Source organism: Pedobacter psychrodurus (genome assembly GCF_032678585.1).
Classification (GTDB): domain Bacteria; phylum Bacteroidota; class Bacteroidia; order Sphingobacteriales; family Sphingobacteriaceae; genus Pedobacter; species Pedobacter psychrodurus_A.
Window position 1 is genome coordinate 1 of sequence record NZ_JAVTSN010000076.1, and the last position, 21,818, is coordinate 21,818.

The window sequence follows — 21,818 nt, forward strand, 5'->3', positions numbered from 1 at the left end:
TATACTTAAATATACTATTTTACTGCCATGGTTACAAATTTTTCAACGATTAATTATCGAACTCAGGTTACTAAGTTACAGCGCCTAAAAATGATAAAAAGGGTGTACACGAGACAAATTTAAGGGTGGCTTTGACGCAGGGCGATGCAATATTACAATCACAAACCGATTGCTTCCAAATGAATAAAACTGAATGGAAAATATCCGGCTATCTTTTCCATATTTGTATCAGGGTATTAAACAATTATTTGAAGTCGTCCCAAAAATAATTTAAAGTTTGAGTAGGAGGCTGTCTCAAAAAGGCAGTCTCTTTTTTCTTAAAAAAATCGATTTTCCATTTATTAAATTTGGTTTATAGTCTTGAATTTCAGATATTTAATTATAAATAATTGAGATTTATGCCAGTCCAAAAACCAGTTTTCAAGCCTTACTATCAGGACCAGATTATGGCTATTCCGCCTACCCTGGATGAACTTGTAGCAAAAGGCCATCCTGTTCGCATCGTGAACGATGTTATTAACCGAATCAATATCCAGGTGCTGTTGGATGCATATAAGATTAAAGGTACTTCAAGTTACCATCCCCAAATGCTGTTAAAGGTTTTAGTATATGGTTATGTTAGCAATATCTACAGTAGCAGAAAGCTGGAGGTAGCCTGCAGAGAGAATATCAATTTTATGTGGCTCAGTGGGATGAGTTATCCCGACCACAATACCATCAACCGTTTTCGTGGCGTGCGGCTTAAGGATGCACTTCGCAGTGTATTTGAGGAGGTGGTAAAACTTTTGGCTGCAGAAGGCCTTTTGAGTATTGAAGAGGTTTATACTGATGGTACCAAGATAGAGGCCAATGCGAACAAGTATACCTTTGTATGGAAAAAAGCTATCCAGACCAGTAAGGAAAAGATGAAGAAAGCCTTGAGTGAAATCTGGCAATATGCCCAAAGTGTTGCCAAAGTAGAAGATGGCTTGCCCGAACCGCCGGATTTTACCGATATCGATACAGAAAAGGTACAGCAGACTGTGGATACGCTCAATGCAGTATTGGCAGAAAGAACGGATCTGGACAAAAAGGTCAAAGCGAAGCTGAGGTATGTAACCAGGGAATATCCGGAAAAGATCGCAGAATATGAAGCTAAAGAAGAAATCCTGGGGGAACGCAACAGCTTTAGTAAAACCGATACCGATGCGACTTTCATGCGAATGAAGGAAGACCACATGCAAAATGGTCAGCTCAAGCCAGCTTACAATGTACAGATATCAACCTCAAACCAGTTCATCGTGAATTACACCATTCACCCGAACCCCACTGATACCACTACTTTAAAAGAACATATCGAGCAACATGAGGCTAGTTTTGGTAAAACCCTGAAGACCATTACCGCAGATGCAGGATATGGAAGTGAGGAAAATTATGAGATCATGGAAGCTTGTCAGATTGAAGCTTACGTAAAATATGGCATGTTCGATAAAGAGCAAAGTGAAACCCACAACAAGAAGAAACCATTTGCCCAGGACGGACTGTTCTACAATCAGGAGCAGGACTGCTATATATGTCCAATGGGTCAAAAGATGAATTATATCGGCGATAGCAAACGAAAAACAAGTACCGGCTTTGAGCAGACCAGCAAAAGGTACCAGGCAAAAAACTGCGCCACCTGTCCACTCAATGGAGCCTGCCACAAATCTAAGGGGAATAGGATAATAGAGGTTAACGAAAGCCTGAAGAGACATAAGGCAAAAGCATATCAGCTACTCAATAGTGATAAGGGAGTTGAAAAACGAAAGCAAAGATGTCATGATGTTGAACCAGTGTTCGGGAATATTAAACAGAACCACGGGTTCCGCCGCTTCATGCTCCGAGGAAAAGAAAAAGTGGCAGTAGAATGGGGATTACTGGCAATTGCACAAAATGTTAGAAAAAAAGCAGCCTAAAAAGGCCTGCTTTTGCTCTTTTTAACAAAATATTAGATAAATAAACATTTCTAGCCAGCAATAAACAAATAACAGATAGAATTTATTTAAATACAAAAAAAGCTGCCTCATTTATTTTGAGACAGCCCCTTTTTTGTTATAAAACCTTCATTGCTGCCGATTAAAATCCTTTGCACAACGGAAACAGAATTTAGTCCAGTATTAAAACTACTTACGATTATCTATACTCCATCTATAATCAGGCAAGGTGGCCAACAATAAGCTTGACGCGCTCACTACAAAAACCGAATAATTAAAGGGCGCCCTGTAATTCGCAAAGACGAACATAGAGAGCGCAAAGGTTAGGGTAAGCAAAAAACTGCCAATAGCGGCTAGTTTGATTTTATAACCAATAAGCAGTAACAGGGCAAAAATTAACTCGCCTGCTGTAGCAATAATGGCCATTACATTGGCAGCTGGCTTGGCCAAAAAGGGCATAAGCGAGTTGGTATAGTCTAAAAATATAGCCCAATTGCCCCAACCCACTGTTGGTGATCCTGGTGCGCCTAACCAACCAAAACGGTCCATAACAGGAAGGATAAAGCCAATGCCCAAAGCGAGCCTGAGAAATAATTGCGCAAATTGTGGTGTGTTCTTCATCTTGTTAACAGCTTAATTTATGTGGAAAGCTGACAAGGTAGTGCCTATCTTTCCCAATTTTCTTAATCTAGGTTAAGAAATAGAGCTGTGACAACAACAACTAGGACTAAACAACAAAACCAGTTAAAAACACTCTACTTCCCAAAAGCGCGACCAGCTTTCACCAGCATCGAGATTGATAATGCCTTCCTTGTGTATAAATTCCTGATCGTGGTGAACGCCATCGGCAACCCCGCACCAAGGCTCCAAACAGATAAATGGTGCATCTGTAGCGGCCCAAATACCAAAGAACGGAAAATCTTCGAAATGGAAATGCAGGCCATAATCATTTTTGGTATTCAGCAAACTGATACAGTTACTCTGCAAGGTCTTAAAAACCAGTGCATCGTTGTAAAAAAGCTCATGTTTAAGGTTTAATTTATGGCTCCCCAGCTCGATAGCCTCAGTTTCATCAGCCACTAAACCATCTTCCAGTTTCCAGAAAGTCAACCTCTCGTCGGTATTAAAAGCGAGGTAATAATCTTCGTATACGGTATTGGGTGTATTGGGAACCGCAAATGCCGGATGAGCCCCTATTGAAAAAAGCAATTCTTCCGTACCGGTATTGATTACTTCATAGGTTAGATTCAGTTTCCGGTCGACTAACCGGTACCACAGCTTCAATTCAAAATAAAAAGGGTACACTTTTAGGGTATCTTCATTTTGCGTTAAGGTAAAAACGGCTTCCGTTTCGCTTATCTTTTCGAAATTAAAAACATGATCGCGGGCAAAGCCATGACGGGGTAATTCATAGCTTTTTCCTTGATAGTTGAAAATGTTATTTTTTAGGGAGCCTACAATGGGAAATAAAACAGGACTGTGTTTTGCCCAATATTTCGGGTTGGCATTCCATAAATATTCCAGCTGGGTTTCTTTGCTAAATAAGCCTTGAAGTTCTGCGCCCTTAGCCGCCAGGCTAACTTTTATATAATCGTTCTCGAGAGTTATCATTGCCCTCTAAATTAACAAAAAGATGTGCTTTAAAAACATCTTTTTTATTAAATTTGATCACCACCTAAAGCCTAAATTTACAAGAAGATTAAGGGGCTGTTTATTTGGAATCCGCTCAAAATTAAAAAACCATGGCGATAGACCTAACAAAATTATCGAACCCAAAAGTGAAAGCCGCTATAACTGCCTTACAAAAAGGAGATGAAAAAATATGGTTTCCGCTCTTTGCCCTGGAAGTCGCCTTCTTTGATGATGGTAACCAGATGAAATTTAACAATTTCTTTAAAAAGGCTTTAGGTCACGAGCGTTTTACCTGTATAGATAAAGTTGAAAACAATGGACTCGATGTTTACGGCCACTTTCACTCCGACCAATGGGGCGATTTTAAAACCTACTTTAAATTTCAGGTCAATAAAGAAGGAAAAATAGACAGACTGGATATCGGGCAAGCTTCTTATTGAGTTTGAAGCTTTTAGTTGGGACTTTGAGTTCGACACCCCTCTCAGCTTCAAACTCCCAACTCCAAACTAAGCACGTTCTTCCCAAATACAGGCGATATTAATAATTGTCTGTACCGCTTTTTCCATATCCTGTACGCTTACCCATTCTTGTTTGCTATGAAAAGCATGTTCCCCAGCAAAAATATTCGGACAAGGCAACCCCATATAAGAAAGGCGTGAGCCGTCGGTTCCTCCGCGGATGCTCTGCCGTTTAGCTACCACTCCGGCTCTCTCTATCGCTTCAATTCCGTATTGAACAATTTTTGGATACTGATCCAATACCCGTTTCATGTTCCGGTATTGTGCTTTAATGGCTAAGGAATAGGTTGATTTTGGATATTTAGCCATCACTTTCTTTACGGTTTCTTCCAGAAAATGACCATGTTCAGCAAGTTTTTCATCGGTAAAATCCCTGATGATAAATTGCGCTTCAGCTTCTTCTACCTGCCCGTTGAAGCTTACCGGATGGATAAACCCTTCTTTTTGGTGGGTGGCTTCAGGCGTTAACGTATCTTTTGGTAGTGAATCTAAAACTTCGGCAAGAATTTTCATGGCACTTTCCATTTTCCCCTTTGCAAATCCTGGATGTGTACTTACACCATAAATTTTAAGGCTGGCACCATCTGCAGAAAAGGTTTCATCTTCGATAGAACCCAATGTTTCTCCGTCGATCGTATACCCAAAATCGGCACCGAGCTTTTTTAAATCGGCTTTATCCACGCCTCGTCCTATTTCCTCGTCAGGAGTGAACAGAATTTTAATGGTTCCGTGTTTCACATCCGGATTTTTCATCAAAAAAGCAGCAGCCTCCATTATTTCTGCCAAACCAGCTTTATTATCGGCCCCTAACAAAGTTGTGCCGCTTGCCGTGATAATATCATTGCCGATCTGATAGTTTAAATCTTTGTGGTCGGAGAGTTTTATCACTATTTTGTTGTCATCAGGTAAAATTAAATCCTGCCCTTGATATTTCTCGTGAATAACGGGCTTCACATTTTCCCCGCTGCAGTCTGGTGAGGTATCCATGTGAGAACAGAAAAAAATTACTGGAAGTACTTTCGTGGTAGTTGATGGAACGGTACCATAAACATAACCGTTACCATCCATTTCAGCATCCGAGATACCAATTTCCAGTAATTCCCGTACAAGTTCTGCACCTAAAATCTTCTGCTTTAATGTTGATGGACAGGTTATAGAGTTTGGGTCAGACTGTGTATCAATTCTTGCGTATTTTATAAAACGCTGTTCTAAAGATTTCTCTTCATTGATGTAATTGCTCATAATTCAAAGGTAAATGTTATAGATATCCGATAATGATATTATTTTTGTAAAAAAACATTATGTCTGTCAATCCTTTAAAAATCATTTACATATTTTTTTTGTTTGTTTCTATTGGCAGCTCTTCTTTTGCCCAATCCAACTACTTTAAAATGTCTTATGGTTTCGGTGGCGGGATGAATAGATCATATACAGATGTATACCGGGGGGACTTGGGGAAAATTGTTTATGGTGTTTTTGATTATCATATGACCCCATTCCTAACAGTGGGTCTGGAAGGGCAGTACGGAAGGATCAAGGGGGGAATCAAAGTTAAGGATCCCTCAGGCCGTAGGTTTGTTAACAAATACACAGCAGTTTCAGCCAACCTAAAAGTGATGCTGGGAGAGTTCATCAATTATGACAAAGGAGGATTCCTTTATAATATCAGAGGGGTATATCTTGGTTTCGGATTGGGAGCGATAAACAATAACCTCACCAACATAGCCAGATATCGACCTACAGAGGCTCCCAGCTCTGACAGTCGGCGTTTTGCCGGAGAAGATAAAAGCGTCAACCTGGTATTACCAGTAAATTTGGGGTATAACTACTACATAAAGGACAGCTATGGCTATATGAGGTATGTCATCAATGTTAATGCTCAGTCGAACTTCACTTTTGGTGAGGGGTTGGACGGTTATAACGAGTCAGGACTGAAATCCAACAACAACTATCCAGACATGTACAATTCGGTTACTGTTGGGTTTAGATATATGTTCGGAACCGTTCGCTCTTATCATAAAAACCTGTAAACATTATTTAATCGGTAGCATGAGGATATTATTATTATTAGTAGCTGTTATATTTTCTTTTTCATTAAGTTCTATCGCACAGAAAACACCTTTCGAAACAAGTGGCAAGATGGAGACCACAACCTACACTGCTGCAATATCTTACTATAAAAACCTGGCTAAAACCTATCCGGAAGCCAGGTTGTTAACTTATGGAAACACAGATTTTGGAAAACCGTTACATCTATTGGTTTTGTCGCGGGATAAGATTTTTGATCCATTGGCGCTCAGAAAGGACGATAAACGGATTTTATTGATCAATAACGGGATCCATCCTGGCGAACCCGAAGGCATTGATGCATCGATGATGCTAGCCCGCAATCTGCTTAAGGCCAACAAACTTCCAAAAAATGTGGTGATCTGTATCATTCCACTTTATAATATCGATGGAAGTTTTAACCGCTCAGGCACCTCAAGGGCAAACCAAAACGGACCTGTTGCCTATGGTTTTAGGGGCAATAGCAAAAACCTCGACCTCAACCGCGATTTCATTAAAACAGACTCTAAGAACGCTGCTGCATTTCAACTGATTTTCAATACTTGGCAGCCTGAAATATTTGTTGATACGCACACGAGTAATGGAGCAGATTACCAATACGTAATGACGCTTATCCCTACTCAAAAAGATAAACTGAATGCGGTTCTTTCGGGTTATTTAACCAAAACATTAGTACCTGATCTGTATACAGGGATGGAGAAAGTGGGTTATCCGATGATCCCTTATGTAAACTCGATCGGCGAAACCCCGGAAACCGGAATAACGGGATTTATTGACCCGCCGCGTTACTCAACCGGTTATGCTGCTTTGCATAATACCATTGGCTTTATGCCCGAAACACACATGCTAAAGTCGTACGATTTACGCGTAGATGCCACCTATAAATTATTGCAAACCTATGTGGATATAGTAGAGCGTGATGCCAAAACTATCGGAGAGAACAAGCGTAAAGCAGACGAGTTTGTTGCTGCGCAACAGGAATTCCCTTTAGAGTGGAAATTAAACAAAACTGCAGTAAACGATTTACCTTTTAAAGGCTTTGAAGATGGACAAAAGCCAAGCACGGTAAGTGGTATAGACCGTTTATATTACGACCGTAGCAAACCTTACAACAAAACCATTAAAGAGTGGAACAGGTTCGAGCCGGCAACCTCTGTAAAAAAACCTGTTGCTTATATCATTCCAAAGGCCTGGGACCGTGTAATTGCCTTGCTTAGACTGAATAATGTTAAAGTTCTGGAGATTAAAGCTGACCAGAAAATTGAGGTAGAAAGTTATTATATCGGAGATTTTAAAACCGGAGCCCGACCTTATGAAGGGCACTACCTGCACTCGGCGGTAAAGTTAAATACAGTAAAACAGGATTTACAGTATTATGAAGGCGATTTTGTGGTATATGTAAACCAGCCAACCAACCGTTACATTGTGGAAACATTAGAACCACAGGCCACTGATTCATTTTTCAACTGGAACTTTTTTGATTCAATTTTAGATATGAAAGAACATTATTCGGCTTACGTTTTTGAGGATACCGCAACAGAACTGATTAAAAACAATCCGGATTTAAAAAACAAACTGGAAGCCATAAAAGCATCGGATGCAGAATTTGCAAAGAATGGTGCCGCACAACTTGATTTTGTATATAAAAATTCTGATTATTACGAAAAAACACACAACAGATATCCGGTAGCCCGTTTGGTTACAGACGTAAAACTTGATTTAAAATAACCCAATGGAATACTTCAATATCGCACCAGTTGCCTCGGTAATTTTTGTTTTTACCATTATCACCAGCCTTTACGCGTTCTACGATCATTCGCTTTACGGCAAGTTTATGCTGCATCCTTATAGCGTTTCGAAAGGACAGAATGTATATACACTGATTACCAGTGGCCTCGTTCATGCCGATTGGATGCACCTATTTTTTAACATGTTTACATTTTATGCTTTTGCTTTTACACTAGAAAGTTTGATGGGTAGCTGGCAGTTCGGTTTACTTTATTTCCTTGGATTAATACTAAGCGATCTGCCAACGGTTTTTAAGCATAAAGATCATTTTAATTACAATAGCCTGGGCGCTTCAGGAGCAATTAGCGCAGTGCTTTTTAGCTATATCTTATTTAATCCGATGTCTAAAATTTACATCATGTTTATTCCAATCGGAATTCCTGCCGTAGTTTTTGGGATTTTATATTTAGTTTATTGTGCTTATGCCTCTCGTAATTCAAGAGACCACATCAACCACGATGCACATTTTTTTGGAGCCTTAACCGGATTGATTTTCACCATCATTTTCGTTCCGGGCATTTTACAAAACTTTATTACGATGTTAACCGGAGGAGGAAGATAGTCTTTACTTTAAAAAGTCAATTTCCTAAAACAGTCGTCATTCCCGTGAAAACGGGAATCTTAATGCGATAGCGTATCGACTTTTTTTGGCTTTAAGGTACCCAAGCCGGTTTGGGTATGACGAAAGGCAAAGCCTTACCCCGCAGTAGGCAAATACGGTTTCTCGAAGAAACTCATTGGCTCATCTGGATTCTTAATAATCTCAAAAACCACATAACCCCAGGGTTTCCAGAAATTCTCCAATACCTGTGCATATATTTTATGCTGCCAAACATCAAAAAGGGGTTTGGTCATGTTTCCACGCAAAGGCATGGCTTCAATATAGGTCGTACCTTCAACCGGCATAAATGTATATTCGGGCAAACGGTTAAACAGATAAGCGGAATAATAAAAACGGGCACTCAACTCCTCAAACTGTTCGGCAGTTAAAGTTTTCCCTGTAATTTCATTAATGAGCTCCTGATGATAACGTCTATTCGTACCATTATCCTGCAGGCAGGCTATAATACCAAAATCTTTCATTTTTAAAGAGAAAGTTAAGGTATTGATCTCATCGCGAAAACTAAACGGCGTTTCTCCATTTTCTAATTTCACTACCGTGATAGACCATGGCGAAAAATCCTCGAACTCTAAACTGGTGTATAGGTTCTGCATCATGAAATTCAGGTTGGCAAATTTCATCATTAGCGATTGCGACATATTTAAACCATCGGCAGTCATCTCTTTACGTAAGGCTGAATGCATTTCGATATATACAAAGCCATATAGAAACTTGCCGATCCAGTTAAAGAGATCCAGCTCGGGCAGTGCAGAAACGGCATCGTAACCAGTTGCAAATGCAGCTTCAATTTTATCCTCCAGCGGTGTTAAAAACTGTTCATTCACTTCACTGTTTACCGGGATAACCAACGTATTATAGGGGCGGATACTTTCGTCCAAAAACTGAATCTGCTCTTCACCACTCAAACCCGCTTGTTTCAATAACCATTTTGGGATCAATGGAACCTGAATAACAGGAGAATTAAAAGTTTTGCCACTTAAAAAGCAGATTTTATATAAAAAATCAAAGTTTTGGAAAGGATTGTATAAGCCGGTATTCATTACTGCAATATTAGCCATTATATTTTTAGGGCTTTGCACAGATATTTTTTTTTAACGCAGGGATTACAACCTCACCCTGTTAGCTGAAGCAATATAGCAATGTCCTCTGTTTTCCACTCCTGAAGGAATGGGCCTGTTGCTGAAGTGCGTGAACATTTCCACTAACAGGGTGGGGTCAGGGGCCGGTAAGTGCTAGTAATTATTATAATAATAACCGATATCATCAACCAGTTGCGTGTAAATCGGTTTGGTGAATTCTAAAAATAAAGCACTCGGCGGTGGCGGAAGTATTTCTTTTCTTTTGGTTATAGCCAATTGTTGTTTACTTAAAGCCCTATCGTCTCCCTTATAACTTGCCCAACTGTCTTTCCACACATAAGTTCCAGGAATTTTTTTTTGGTGGACAAGCTTTCTGGTTTTCCAATCGGTAATGCTCATGTCGAGTAAACCAGAGGAGGATATGTTTTTTTCGAAAATACTTAAGGTGGCTTTCACAGTACCGTAGACTGTTTTTTTATCACGGGTTTCGCCGATAACTACACTATCGCGTTTTAACTTTTCAACCCTTTCTTTTACATAGGTTTGGCCTACCACAAAATCGTCGAAGTTTAAGCTCAAAACCTGATCAGGAACAATTTTCTGATCGGTAGCCTGCGCTTCACCATAAAAAATAACAAACTTATTTCTCGAATAATTTCCGATAAACTGATCAATCTGTTGTTGAAAATAATCACCACTTAATTTGTAAGTGCTACTGTTTACAATAATCGGCTGAACCACAACCCTGGTTACTGCTGCCCAATAGGCATCTTCCATTTTGGCTTTGGCATCTTTATAATTTGGTTGCAGATTTTGCGTTTTCTCGAATTCGTAATAGGCTTTTTTAGCAGAATTACGGTTGTTCTCCCTCAAATAACCCAAACCGGAGTTGTAGCGGGCGCTCGCCGCATTGTATTTACTATCAGCAAGCTCGTTAACGTATTTTGTTGGACCTGGAACAACTGTTAAACAAGCCGGGCAGCTGTTGATATCATCAGCCAGTTGATTGATCTTTTGATAATCGTACATCACCGATTCCCATCTGAATAAATCGTTAGACATTTTAGCCTCACCAATTTTTCTTAAATGATCCTGTACGGCCAGATCGTAAGCTGTTTTTAGTACCTGCATGGCTTCGCTGTTTTTTGGCGAGTTTTGCAGTCGGCTTACAGCTTTAGAAACAGAGGTATCGTAATCACCTTTTTGCAAGGCTTTTTTACCTGTAGAACATCCTCCAATAATTATTAAGGATAAATAAATAAAATAACGTAATCTTGAATTGTTTTTCATAGCAGTGTAGTTGCGTTAATTACAAAGATAATTTGTAACGTGATAATTACCTTGTTTTATTTAGAAGACGGTTAACAATGAAAATTAGTTGCAAGCAATTTGAATTAGAATTAAAACATCCTTTTTCGATTTCGAAATTTACCCGCACCAGTACGCCCTTAATGTTGCTAAAGATCGAACATGAAGGTATTACGGGTTATGGAGAGGCCTCTATGGTACCTTATATGGGCGAGAGTTACGAAAGTGCAGATACTTTTCTCAAGCTCATCGACTGGGATAAAATTCAATACCCGTTCAACTTTGAAGAAATTATCGCTTATTTAGACAGCCTTGCTCCAGGTCAACCCGCCATTAAAGCGGCTATTGACATTGCCCTTAACGACATTCAAGGCAAGCTGTTAAACAAACCCTGTTATGAGATTTACGGTGCCGACCTGTTAAAAATGCCGGTAACTTCCTATACTATCGGGATTGATACTCCCGAGGTGATCCGCGAAAAACTGAAAGATGCAGCAGCTTTTAAAGTGATTAAGGTTAAACTGGGCAGGGATAACGATCGGGAAATTATCGAAACCATCAGAAGCATGACCAGTGTGCCACTTTATGTGGATGCAAACCAGGGCTGGACGGATAAGATTAAAGCCATTGATTTAATTTATTGGCTGCATAACCAGGGGGTGGTTTTAATTGAGCAACCTATGGATAAAAACAATCTTGATGGGAATGCCTGGTTAACCGAGCGCAGCCCCATCCCATTACTGGCCGACGAGGCTGTACAACGCGTGGCAGATATGGACAAACTGAAAGGGGCCTATCACGGCATTAATGTAAAACTGATGAAGAGCTGTGGCATGTACGAAGGCCATCAGATGATTTTGAAAGCCCGTTCTTTTGGCATGAAAGTTTTGATCGGCTGTATGAGCGAAACGAGTTGTGCCACCTTGGCTGCAGCCGCTTTGGCTCCGCTGTGCAACTGGGCCGATTTGGATGGACCATGGTTGACCAAAAACAACCCTTTTACCGATCCTGCTTTCGAAAATGGAAAATATATCCTAAAAGATCTGCCGGGCTTAGGACTTGAAGGAACAGCTACTTCTGGTCTCTTTCTCTAAAGCTTTTTCTGAGATCTTTAGACAGCTGATATTTAAAATAGAATAAACAGGCCGTTGTACCCACCAAAAAACCTGCCGGAAGGTATTTAGCGTTATTATAACACCACACCAACCCAAGGATCGAAAGGATAATGGCTAAATTATAGAAGATATTTAAAGCAAATTTTTTACCCACGATGGAGAAATATTTTTTTAAAAGAATTCATTTATTAGTCAGCAAATATCCAATTATCAAATTCTGCGTAGAGCGAAAAACAAAGTTTTAATTCGCGATCTGTAAACTTTGATAATTGGAATTTAGTTATTGGTTATCCTTAATATACTGGCATGCTCGGATCAAAAGCTTCTTGCCAGGCTAAAATCCCACCTTTTAAGTTATAGAGATTGTCGAATCCGTACTGTTGCTCCAACTGCATTACAGCTGCTGCACTTCTCTTTCCACTACGGCACTGAATAATTACAGGTTTATCTTTAGCAACCTTATCAGCCTCAATTAAAATTCCGCCTAAAGGGATATTCTCTCCATCAAGGTTTGAAACTTCATATTCAAATGTTTCGCGAACATCAATTAATTGAAAATCTTCTTTGTTATCGATTTTCTCTTTTAGTTCCTGTACCGATATTTCTTTCATTTTATTAAATGTATTTATGCAAATATAGGAAAATGAATTTTACACAGCCCATCAAAAAAATGCCATAAAATTTTGTGTAACACTGTAACAACTTTAACCCTTAGGCGTTTAACTATAAATAGTTACAAATGGACAAACTGAACCGTTTCTTTTGGTTTTGCTCCGGCGCTCATGTGGCCATGCTGGAAAAGTATCCTTCAGAACAAAATAAATATACCGGCATTGGTGCCACCATCTTTTTCACAGGCTTATTTGCAGCGCTCTCCGGCGGTTATGCCATGTATTTTGTATTTAAGGGCGATGATACGGCAGTAATCTTCGCCATCGTTTTCGGCTTTTTATGGGGGGCGGCCATCTTTAACATGGACCGCTACATCGTATCGAGTATCAATAAGAGCGCCAGCACCAATAAACAATTGCTACAGGCCACGCCCCGTATTTTGCTTGCTATTATGATCGGTATGGTGATTTCGAGACCCATTGAGCTTAAAATTTTCGACAAAGAGATCAAAGAACGTTTAAAGGTGAGCTACCTGAATGGCCAGCGCGCTAAAATTGATACCTTGAACAAAGCTTTCGAGAAAAAATATCAGGTGGAGTTTGGCCGCTTAAACCAACAGAAAGCGACCAGGGATTCTTTAGAAAAAGGGATCAAAGCCGATCGGCAAAAGCTTAATTTTGAGATTTTTGGCAACAAAACCACAGAAACATCAGGGGTAATGGGTTATGGGCCTTATGCCAAGCGCAAGGAAACCGAAATTGCCCAGCGTACAGCAGAATTAGATTCGCTCAAAGCCAACATCAATAAATCGGAAGCTTTTGTAGATAAACGTAAAGAATTTGATGGCCTGTTTACCGAGAAACTGTATACCAAAAAACAACTGGACAGTTTATCCGATATTGCTGGTTTTGCCGATCGGAACTGGGCTTTGGGTCAGCTGAAATTTAATGTGGACGGTACACGCGATAACAATACGGCAATCGCTGTAACTTTTATCGGTTTGCTGTTTATTTTCTTCGAATGTTTACCTGTGTTTGTAAAACTGATGAGTGCCCGCGGACCTTATGATTATGCCATATCAGATGGCGATGAGGTAGCCATTTACCATTCTAAAAAAGATAAGGACTTCCATTTTGAAGTCGCCGATAATATCCATGAAACTAGGGTCGATTCAGAGTCATCCAAGAAAAAAGAGATCATTAAAGGAAAAGCCTTCCGCGATCTGGAAAAACACGACTGGGACAGCGAGGGATAATGGATGATGTTTGAGGTAAGATGGATGATGGAAATGTCTCCATTAAACATTTTACGTCATTACCTCTTCCATTTTTACTAAATTGCTGCCATAATCCAGATTTTATGAATAAATTTTTAGGTGCTGCAATATTTAGCTTATTTTTTAGCACAGCTTTTGCTCAAAATGAGATCAGTTATACGGTTTCTTTTCCAAATGCAATTCATCACGAGGCCGAAATTAGCATGTTGATCCCTAATGTACCTGCGGGTACGTTAAAGGTTAGAATGAGCAGGTCGTCGCCTGGCCGTTATGCTACACATGAGTTTGGCAAAAATGTATACCATTTAAAAGCCTTTGATGGTGGCGGAAAATTGCTCAATATCAAACAATCGGCCGGTGATGTTTACGAAATCCCCAACCATGGCAGCAGCGTAAAAGTAACCTACACACTTTTCGGAAACTGGATTGATGGCACCTATGCAGGTTTTGATGAGACCCATGCACACATGAATATCCCGGCAACTTTTGCTTTCCCGATAGGCATGGACACTAGACCGCGACTCGTGAAATTCAATTATACTGAAAAAAAGAACTGGAAAGTGGCCACACAATTAAAACCAATGGCCAATGGAACCTATTTCGCACCAAACCTCCAGTATTTTATGGATAGCCCAACCGAAATTGCCAATTATAAAACGGCAAGCTGGCAGGTAAAAAATACAGATGGGAAGGAACAGACCATTCATTTAATTACCCACTCGAACGACGATCAGAAAACCATTGATAATTATGCTGAAATGCTTAAAAAAATGGTGGATGAACACCTGGCTGTTTGGGGAGAATTCCCAACCTACGATTACGGCAACTATTATTTCTTGGATGATGTTTATCCGGAGAATGCTGGCGATGGCATGGAGCACCGAAACTCTACCTCGATTGTACAACGCACACCGAAAATTGAAGGTTACGAATCAAACCTCCTGGGTACATTCTCGCACGAATATTTCCACAGCTGGAATGTAGAACGTTTAAGACCAAAAACTTTAGAGCCCTTTAATTTCGAGCATGCCAATATGAGTGATGAACTTTGGCTGGCTGAAGGTTTTACTCAATATTATGGCAATCTATTATTAACCAGGGCAGGCTTAAAAACGGTTGATAATGCCGTGCAAACTTTTAACGGTTTGGTTAATGCGGTTTTACTTTCTCCGGGCGCAAAGAATTTTTCGCCGATCGAAGCGAGCCGATATGCTGTATTTGCCGATGCAGGTGTCGCGATCGACCAAACCAACAAAGGCAATATTTTCACCTCTTACTATACTTATGGCGCAGCAACAGCATTGGCGCTAGATCTCCGTTTAAGAGCCGAATTTAAACTCACATTGGATGATTACATGCGTGCCCTTTGGAAAGCTTATGGAAAACCGGAAATTGCCTATACTATTCCTGATTTAGAAGAAACTTTGGCTGTACTCACTAAAAATTCTGCTTTTGCCACCGACTTTTTTAAAAAGTACATCTACGGAACCGATAAAAACGATTATGCCAAACTGCTTCTAAATGCAGGCTTGGTTTTGCAGAAAGCGAATCCTAACAAAGCATTTACAGGTTTTGGCCGCATTAATGTATTGGATGGCAAGGTAATTTTAGGACAAACACTTATAGGTACGCCAGCATACCAGGCGGATTTAGATGTTGATGATGTATTATTAACAATCGACGGTACGGAACTAAAAGATGCCACAGCCCTTAGCACACTAACTGATGCCCACAAACCCGGTGATGTATTAAAGGTTACTTATCTTCATCGCGGAGAACAGAAAACAACGCAACTCACCTTAACAGAAAATCCAGCTTTAGAAATCGTTCCAATCGAAAAAACAGGCGGAACTTTAACACCAGCTATGCAAACTTTTAGAGATAAATGGTTATCATCGCAGGTAAAATCTAAATAGAACTAACTAATACTTATTATATATGAAGAAAATATTCTTTTTTACCCTTGTCGGTTTGGCAAGTTTGCAGCTTAAGGCGCAAAACATCGATAAAATTATCACGCGCGAATATACCGACCACCTGATTAAAACCTTAAGTGCAGATGATATGCAGGGCCGCGCTACCTTTACGCCTGGTATTGATAAGGCCGCAACCTTTATCGAATCTGAATTTAAGAAAATCGGCCTAAAACCTTTAACAGGAGAGAAAACGTTCCGTCAGAGTTTCAACAAATATCAGGTTGCCATTCAAAATACAAGTGTTAAGATAGATGGGCAAGAAATTGCACCAGAAAATTTAATGATTACCGGTGTTACCACAGAAAGCATTTCACTTGATAAATCGAATGCTACTGTAGTTAAATTAGATCCTGATAAGCCGTTTGTAGCCCAGTTTAGGGCCATGTTGAATGCCGAAAAAAGCCAGATCGTTTTAGTTGACAGTAAATTTGCAGAGCTTTTTAACCGTTATAAGGATCATTTTAGTAAACCAGCAACCGTTGATGAAGAAGATGTAAAAAAAACGAGTAGCATTGTGCAGGTTTTTGTTTTAGGTAAAGATGCCGCTACAGATTTTTCGGCAAGCTTTACAAGCAAAATAACCAAAATGCCTTTGTTTAATGTTGCGGGGGTAATTCCTGGAAAATCCAAAGCAAAGGAAATTGTGGTTTTCTCTGGTCATTATGACCACTTGGGCTTTTTAAAGTCTGTTGATGGCGACAGTATTGCCAATGGGGCAGATGATGATGCTTCTGGCACAACCGCAATGATTGCCCTTGCCAAGTATTACAAAGCGCAGAAAAACAATGAACGTACCCTAATTTTCGTTGCTTTTACAGCTGAAGAAATCGGTGGTTTTGGCGCAAAATACTTCTCAGAAAAATTAAATCCTGATGAAGTTGTGGCGATGTTCAATATTGAAATGATCGGTAAAGATTCAAAATTCGGTAAGAATACTGCATTTATCACAGGTTACGAAAGATCGGATTTTGGTAAGATTTTACAGAAAAACTTAGCGGGAACAGAATTTACTTTCCACCCGGACCCATATCCAGATCAAAACCTATTTTACAGAAGTGATAACGCTACTTTAGCTGCTCTAGGCGTTCCGGCACATACCATCAGTACCGATAAAATTGATATTGATAAATTGTACCATAGCGTTAAAGACGAATACAGTTCGTTAGATGTAGAAAATATCCTTTCTACCATTAAAGCAATCGCAAAAAGTGCTGTTACCATCGTAAACGGAACGGATACACCTACAAGAATACCAAAGTTGAAGAAATAAGACGATCGAAATAAACCTCGCAGGTTTTTAAAACCTGTGAGGTTTGCTTTCAACAAAAATGGCCAGTGAAAATCACTGGCCATTCTATTTTATAAAAACTTACAAGTTCTCCCAGCTCTTGCCTTTCGAAACTTCGTAAGTGGATTACTTACTCAAATACATTGATTTATCTTTGTAAAGTTTGCGGAAGTAAGGATCTTCTAAATCTTTGATGAAACGGATCGCCTCACCTGTAGATTTCATTTCAGGACCTAACTCTTTTGCTACCTCGGGGAATTTCTCATATGAGAAAACCGGTTCTTTAATCGCATAACCTTCGAGCTTGCGCACAATCGTAAAGTCTTTCAGTTTCGCTACACCCAGCATAATTTTCGCTGCGATGTTGATGTATGGCACATCGTAAGCTTTTGCGATGAAAGGAACCGTACGCGATGCCCTAGGGTTCGCTTCGATGACATAAACCTTCTCATCTTTAATCGCGAACTGGATGTTTAATAATCCGATTACATTTAAAGCCCTTGCTATTTTGATCGAATATTCTTCCATTGCTTTAGTTACTTTTTCAGGTAAGCTAAAGGTTGGCAATACCGCGAACGAATCTCCCGAGTGGATACCTGCAGGCTCAATATGTTCCATCATACCTACAATGTGAACATCATCGCCATCAGAAATCGAATCCGATTCTGCTTCTTCGGCTCTATCCAGGAAGTGATCGATCAATACACGGTTGCCCGGTAAATCGCCCAGTAATTTCACTACTGCTTTTTCAAGGTCCTCATCGTTAATTACGATACTCATCCCTTGTCCACCCAATACATAACTCGGGCGAACCAGCACTGGATACCCCACTTCATTTGCTACAACGATTGCTTCTTCTGCATTCTCTGCCACACCATATTTTGGATATGGAATATCTAATTCTTTCAACAGGTCAGAGAAACGGCCACGATCTTCGGCGATATCCATGTTCTCGAAAGATGTTCCGATAATTTTGATACCTCTTTCCGTTAATTTCTCAGCCATTTTCAAAGCGGTTTGTCCACCCAATTGAACGATTACGCCAATTGGATTTTCAAGCTCGATGATTTCGCGAACATGTTCCCAGAATACCGGCTCGAAATATAATTTATCGGCCATGTTAAAGTCTGTAGAAACCGTTTCAGGATTACAGTTGATCATGATGGCTTCGATACCTGATTCTTTTGCAGCCAATAAGCCGTGTACACATGAATAATCGAATTCGATACCTTGACCGATACGGTTAGGACCTGAACCCAATACAATCACCTTTTTCTTATCAGATGGAACAGATTCGTTCTCCTCTTCGAAAGTAGAGTAGTAGTATGGCGTTTTTGCCGGGAACTCCGCAGCGCAGGTATCCACCATTTTATATACCCTGTTAATTCCCAGCGCTTTACGGCGATCGTAAACTTCATCCTCGGTAACGTTTCCTAACAACCAGGCAATCTGAATATCAGAGAAGCCTTTTTGCTTAAGCGTCATGAAGAAATCCTGAGGGATATTGTTAAGCGAGTATCTTTTTAATTCAGTTTCAAGCAATACAAGCTCCTGAATCTGGTTTAAGAACCATTTATCGATTTTAGTTACCTTACGGATCGACTCCAAAGGCACACCCATCGTCATGGCATCTTTTATTAAAAACAGACGGTTCCATGAAGCATGCTCCAAACCATCCATAATTTCGTTAATATTGCGGTTTTGTCTGCCATCGGCACCTAAACCTGCGCGGTTGATCTCTAAACTCTGACAAGCTTTTTGCAGGGCTTCGATAAAGGTGCGGCCAATGGCCATTACCTCACCTACCGATTTCATCTGTAAACCCAGCTCTTTGTTTGCGCCTTTAAATTTATCGAAGTTCCAACGTGGTATTTTAACGATTACGTAATCTAAAGTAGGTTCAAAATATGCCGAAGTGGTTTTGGTAATCTGGTTTTCAATTTCATCCAAATTGTAACCGATCGCCAGTTTAGCAGCAATTTTTGCAATCGGATAACCAGTTGCCTTACTTGCTAAAGCTGATGAACGTGATACACGTGGATTGATTTCGATTGCGATAATTTCATCATTCGCAGGGTTAACTGAGAACTGAACATTACAGCCTCCGGCAAAATTGCCAATGGCACGCATCATTTTAATCGCCTGGTTACGCATGTCCTGGTAACAACGATCTGATAAGGTCATTGCCGGAGCAACAGTGATCGAATCTCCGGTGTGGATACCCATCGGATCGAAGTTTTCGATCGAACAGATGATGATTACGTTATCGTTGCTATCTCTTAATAACTCCAACTCATATTCTTTCCAGCCTAAAACGGCTTTCTCTACCAGTACTTCATGTGTTGGAGAAGCTTCTAAACCGCGTTTTAGCGCTGCATCAAATTCTTCTTTTTTGTGCACAAAACCACCACCTGAACCGCCTAAGGTATACGAAGGACGGATTACCAATGGATAACCGATTTCTTGTGCAGCTTCTTTACCTTCTAAGAATGAGTTGGCAATTTTAGATTCTGCAACACCTACACCGATATCAACCATTAACTGGCGGAAAGCTTCACGGTTTTCGGTTTTTTCGATCGCCGCAACGTCTACTCCAACCACTTTAACCCCATATTTTTCCCAAACACCGCGTTCTTCAGCTTCTTTACATAGGTTAAGTGCAGTTTGGCCGCCCATTGTAGGAAGTACCGCATCAATTCTAGGTAAATCTGCAGAGTCGATATGCTCTTGTAAAATAACCTCTATAGAATCAACAGTTAGCGGACGCAGATAAACATGGTCACCGATAACCTTATCCGTCATGATGGTAGCCGGATTGGAGTTGATAATGGAAACGGTAATCCCTTCTTCTTTTAAAGAAAGAGCCGCTTGCGAACCCGAGTAATCAAATTCACAGGCTTGGCCAATAATAATTGGTCCAGATCCGATAATCAGTACTGAGCGAATGGAAGTGTCTTTAGGCATGATAAAGCTTAAACAATAATTAAAATTCTAAAGTATTGGTTCTTTTTGGAACCTTGAAAGCAACGAGATTTTGTGCTTGTAAGAAGAAAAATCCCAACTGTTCTGTCGGGATGCAAAGATACATCTTTAGAGGGATTTTAAGCTGATTTTTTTAAAATAAAAAAGGGGGTTTATAAAGCCCTCTTTTTAAACTTTTCTTTTGCAAAAAGCATTACTGTTGTAATTTAATTTCGCCTAAATCTGTAGTGGCACTATCTTTAACGGCAACCTTTTCGATCACGGCATCTTTATATGGCGCATTGCCTTTTACAACCACCGTATAAACGCCTTCTTTGAGGTTGGTAAAAGTAAAAACACCCTGACTAATTTGTGCTTTCAGCGTGTCTGTTGCAGCTACAAGCGAAACCGAAGAAGCGGCATCCACCGGACTGATTTTTCCGATGATTCCGCCCAATTTAATATTTATAAAAGCGATTGCGCCTAAAGCAAATACAATTAAAAGAGATAATACAACACAGATCTTTCTCATGGTATAACGTTTTAGTTGTTGATGTCTTAAATAGATAACACAATTCTGTGCAAATAGTTTTAAATAATGAACACCCAAATTACAGAATGTACTATAAATTATACACGCATGTCAAGTGTAAATGTATCATAATCCCGATAATGTTAATTATTGTTAAAAGAATTTAGCAAAAACGCCCCTATACGTCAGAATTAAGTCACGAAGTTGTGATGATCGAAATATTGGCAATAATGTTGTAATAAGCAGAACATATATGCGTTTTGTATATACTTTAGAAAAAGATCTAAAGCTTCCTCCGCGGATTAGTTACCCGCCATGAGGATTTCTTCATAAATAGTTTGTTTGGTTTATTATCCGGTTAGAGGAGCCCTCCTCAACCGGATTTTTTCTTTTAAGGCTTTTTCTTTTACATTTGATAGTATTCAGAAAACGTATCGTGAATAAAAACATTAAAAAAATCGCTATTGTTGGCCCTGAAAGTACTGGGAAATCTACCATATCCCAGTTACTGGCAAAATATTATAAAGTTTCGTGGGTGCCAGAATATGCCCGCTACTATTGTGAGAACCTGGTTGCCGACTATACTTTACAAGATGAAATCAATATGTACTATGGTCAGGTGGCGCTAGAAGACGCCATTTTAGTAACAACTGAAAGCGACTTCATTATCTGCGATACAACTTTCGTTACCGTTAAAATATGGAGTGATGAAGTGCTTGGCAAAACCCCACAGATTGTGCTAAATGCCTTGCCTAAAAGACCATACGATCTGTATCTGCTATTGGACATCGATTTGCCCTGGCAAGATGATCCGCTACGCGATTTCCCTGATAAACGCGAATATTTTATGCAGGTTTGGCACAAAGAACTTCAGGCCTTGAATGCAAATTATAAAGTAATTGGCGGATTGGGAGATGAAAGGCTAGCAAATGCAATTGAAGCAATTGATAGTTTTTTGGGGCAGTAATAATTAGATAACGACTTCCTTCATTAATTATTGACTGTTTTTCTCTTGGAAACGAAGGTCAGCATTTTATAGCTCCTGGAGCCCCGCCATTCCCTTTACTCATCCCGACTGATGTCCTATCGTGT

Annotated in this window: 19 protein-coding genes; 10 read left to right on the plus strand and 9 right to left on the minus strand. The window is 39.9% G+C overall.

Annotated features, from left to right (window positions below):
- Nucleotides 1-398 precede the first annotated feature (398 nt).
- A complete protein-coding gene (locus R2S57_RS29010) occupies nt 399-1,934 on the plus strand; it encodes an IS1182 family transposase (RefSeq protein WP_316848404.1) in 1,536 nt (511 codons plus the stop codon).
- Between the two features lie 207 nt (nt 1,935-2,141).
- On the opposite strand, the gene R2S57_RS29015 is transcribed toward R2S57_RS29010, so the two are convergent.
- Nucleotides 2,142-2,573: a DoxX family protein gene (locus R2S57_RS29015; RefSeq protein WP_316848405.1), complete on the minus strand. Its 432-nt coding sequence runs from the start codon at nt 2,571-2,573 to the stop codon at nt 2,142-2,144.
- 123 nt (nt 2,574-2,696) lie between these two features.
- Nucleotides 2,697-3,563 (minus strand): aldose 1-epimerase family protein, encoded by an 867-nt coding sequence (locus tag R2S57_RS29020; protein ID WP_316848406.1) that lies wholly within the window; start codon nt 3,561-3,563, stop codon nt 2,697-2,699.
- Nucleotides 3,564-3,694: 131 nt separating this feature from the next.
- Here R2S57_RS29020 and R2S57_RS29025 point away from each other — a divergent pair, with 131 nt between their 5' ends.
- Nucleotides 3,695-4,024, plus strand: coding sequence for a hypothetical protein (locus tag R2S57_RS29025; RefSeq protein WP_316848407.1), 330 nt, complete (start codon nt 3,695-3,697; stop codon nt 4,022-4,024).
- A gap of 66 nt (nt 4,025-4,090) precedes the next feature.
- Here R2S57_RS29025 and pepT read toward each other — a convergent pair whose 3' ends face one another.
- Complete coding sequence (pepT, locus tag R2S57_RS29030; RefSeq protein ID WP_316848408.1) at nt 4,091-5,344, minus strand: peptidase T; 1,254 nt, start codon at nt 5,342-5,344, stop codon at nt 4,091-4,093.
- Nucleotides 5,345-5,442: 98 nt separating this feature from the next.
- On the opposite strand from pepT, the gene R2S57_RS29035 reads away from it, so the two are divergent.
- The 3 genes from R2S57_RS29035 to R2S57_RS29045 are packed head-to-tail and all read left to right on the plus strand — an operon-like array spanning nt 5,443 to nt 8,519.
- The gene (locus tag R2S57_RS29035; protein WP_316848409.1) at nt 5,443-6,132 is read left to right on the plus strand and encodes a hypothetical protein; all 690 of its coding nucleotides are present in this window, start codon (nt 5,443-5,445) and stop codon (nt 6,130-6,132) included.
- A gap of 19 nt (nt 6,133-6,151) precedes the next feature.
- Nucleotides 6,152-7,897 (plus strand): M14 family metallopeptidase, encoded by a 1,746-nt coding sequence (locus tag R2S57_RS29040; RefSeq protein WP_316848410.1) that lies wholly within the window; start codon nt 6,152-6,154, stop codon nt 7,895-7,897.
- A 4-nt stretch (nt 7,898-7,901) separates the two neighbouring features.
- Nucleotides 7,902-8,519: a rhomboid family intramembrane serine protease gene (locus tag R2S57_RS29045; RefSeq protein ID WP_316848411.1), complete on the plus strand. Its 618-nt coding sequence runs from the start codon at nt 7,902-7,904 to the stop codon at nt 8,517-8,519.
- Nucleotides 8,520-8,653: 134 nt separating this feature from the next.
- Here the strand turns inward: R2S57_RS29045 and R2S57_RS29050 are convergent, their stop codons facing one another.
- Both R2S57_RS29050 and R2S57_RS29055 read right to left on the minus strand, forming a co-directional pair.
- Nucleotides 8,654-9,637 carry a hypothetical protein gene (locus R2S57_RS29050; protein ID WP_316848412.1) on the minus strand — a complete coding sequence of 328 codons (984 nt, stop codon included), beginning with the start codon at nt 9,635-9,637 and terminating at the stop codon, nt 8,654-8,656.
- Between the two features lie 174 nt (nt 9,638-9,811).
- On the minus strand, nt 9,812-10,948 hold the full coding sequence (locus R2S57_RS29055) for a hypothetical protein (RefSeq protein ID WP_316848413.1): 1,137 nt from the start codon (nt 10,946-10,948) through the stop codon (nt 9,812-9,814).
- Between the two features lie 77 nt (nt 10,949-11,025).
- Here R2S57_RS29055 and R2S57_RS29060 point away from each other — a divergent pair, with 77 nt between their 5' ends.
- On the plus strand, nt 11,026-12,060 hold the full coding sequence (locus R2S57_RS29060) for a dipeptide epimerase (RefSeq protein ID WP_316848414.1): 1,035 nt from the start codon (nt 11,026-11,028) through the stop codon (nt 12,058-12,060).
- On the opposite strand, the gene R2S57_RS29065 is transcribed toward R2S57_RS29060, so the two are convergent.
- On the minus strand, nt 12,038-12,235 hold the full coding sequence (locus R2S57_RS29065; RefSeq protein WP_316848415.1) for a DUF6358 family protein: 198 nt from the start codon (nt 12,233-12,235) through the stop codon (nt 12,038-12,040). The genes R2S57_RS29060 and R2S57_RS29065 overlap by 23 nt on opposite strands.
- A 139-nt stretch (nt 12,236-12,374) precedes the next feature.
- Complete coding sequence (locus R2S57_RS29070) at nt 12,375-12,692, minus strand: rhodanese-like domain-containing protein (protein ID WP_316848416.1); 318 nt, start codon at nt 12,690-12,692, stop codon at nt 12,375-12,377.
- Between the two features lie 128 nt (nt 12,693-12,820).
- Here R2S57_RS29070 and R2S57_RS29075 point away from each other — a divergent pair, with 128 nt between their 5' ends.
- The 3 genes from R2S57_RS29075 (at nt 12,821) to R2S57_RS29085 (ending at nt 17,215) form a co-directional block, all read left to right on the plus strand.
- Nucleotides 12,821-13,948: a DUF4407 domain-containing protein gene (locus R2S57_RS29075; RefSeq protein ID WP_316848417.1), complete on the plus strand. Its 1,128-nt coding sequence runs from the start codon at nt 12,821-12,823 to the stop codon at nt 13,946-13,948.
- Nucleotides 13,949-14,052: 104 nt separating this feature from the next.
- Nucleotides 14,053-15,885: a M61 family metallopeptidase gene (locus R2S57_RS29080; RefSeq protein ID WP_316848418.1), complete on the plus strand. Its 1,833-nt coding sequence runs from the start codon at nt 14,053-14,055 to the stop codon at nt 15,883-15,885.
- Nucleotides 15,886-15,907: 22 nt separating this feature from the next.
- The gene (locus R2S57_RS29085; RefSeq protein ID WP_316848419.1) at nt 15,908-17,215 is read left to right on the plus strand and encodes a M20/M25/M40 family metallo-hydrolase; all 1,308 of its coding nucleotides are present in this window, start codon (nt 15,908-15,910) and stop codon (nt 17,213-17,215) included.
- 144 nt (nt 17,216-17,359) lie between these two features.
- Here R2S57_RS29085 and carB read toward each other — a convergent pair whose 3' ends face one another.
- Both carB and R2S57_RS29095 read right to left on the minus strand, forming a co-directional pair.
- Nucleotides 17,360-20,197, minus strand: coding sequence for a carbamoyl-phosphate synthase large subunit (gene carB, locus R2S57_RS29090; RefSeq protein WP_316848420.1), 2,838 nt, complete (start codon nt 20,195-20,197; stop codon nt 17,360-17,362).
- 211 nt (nt 20,198-20,408) lie between these two features.
- The gene (locus tag R2S57_RS29095) at nt 20,409-20,726 is read right to left on the minus strand and encodes a carboxypeptidase regulatory-like domain-containing protein (protein WP_316848421.1); all 318 of its coding nucleotides are present in this window, start codon (nt 20,724-20,726) and stop codon (nt 20,409-20,411) included.
- 436 nt (nt 20,727-21,162) lie between these two features.
- Here R2S57_RS29095 and R2S57_RS29100 point away from each other — a divergent pair, with 436 nt between their 5' ends.
- The gene (locus R2S57_RS29100; RefSeq protein WP_316848422.1) at nt 21,163-21,693 is read left to right on the plus strand and encodes an ATP-binding protein; all 531 of its coding nucleotides are present in this window, start codon (nt 21,163-21,165) and stop codon (nt 21,691-21,693) included.
- The last annotated feature ends 125 nt before the right edge of the window (nt 21,694-21,818 follow it).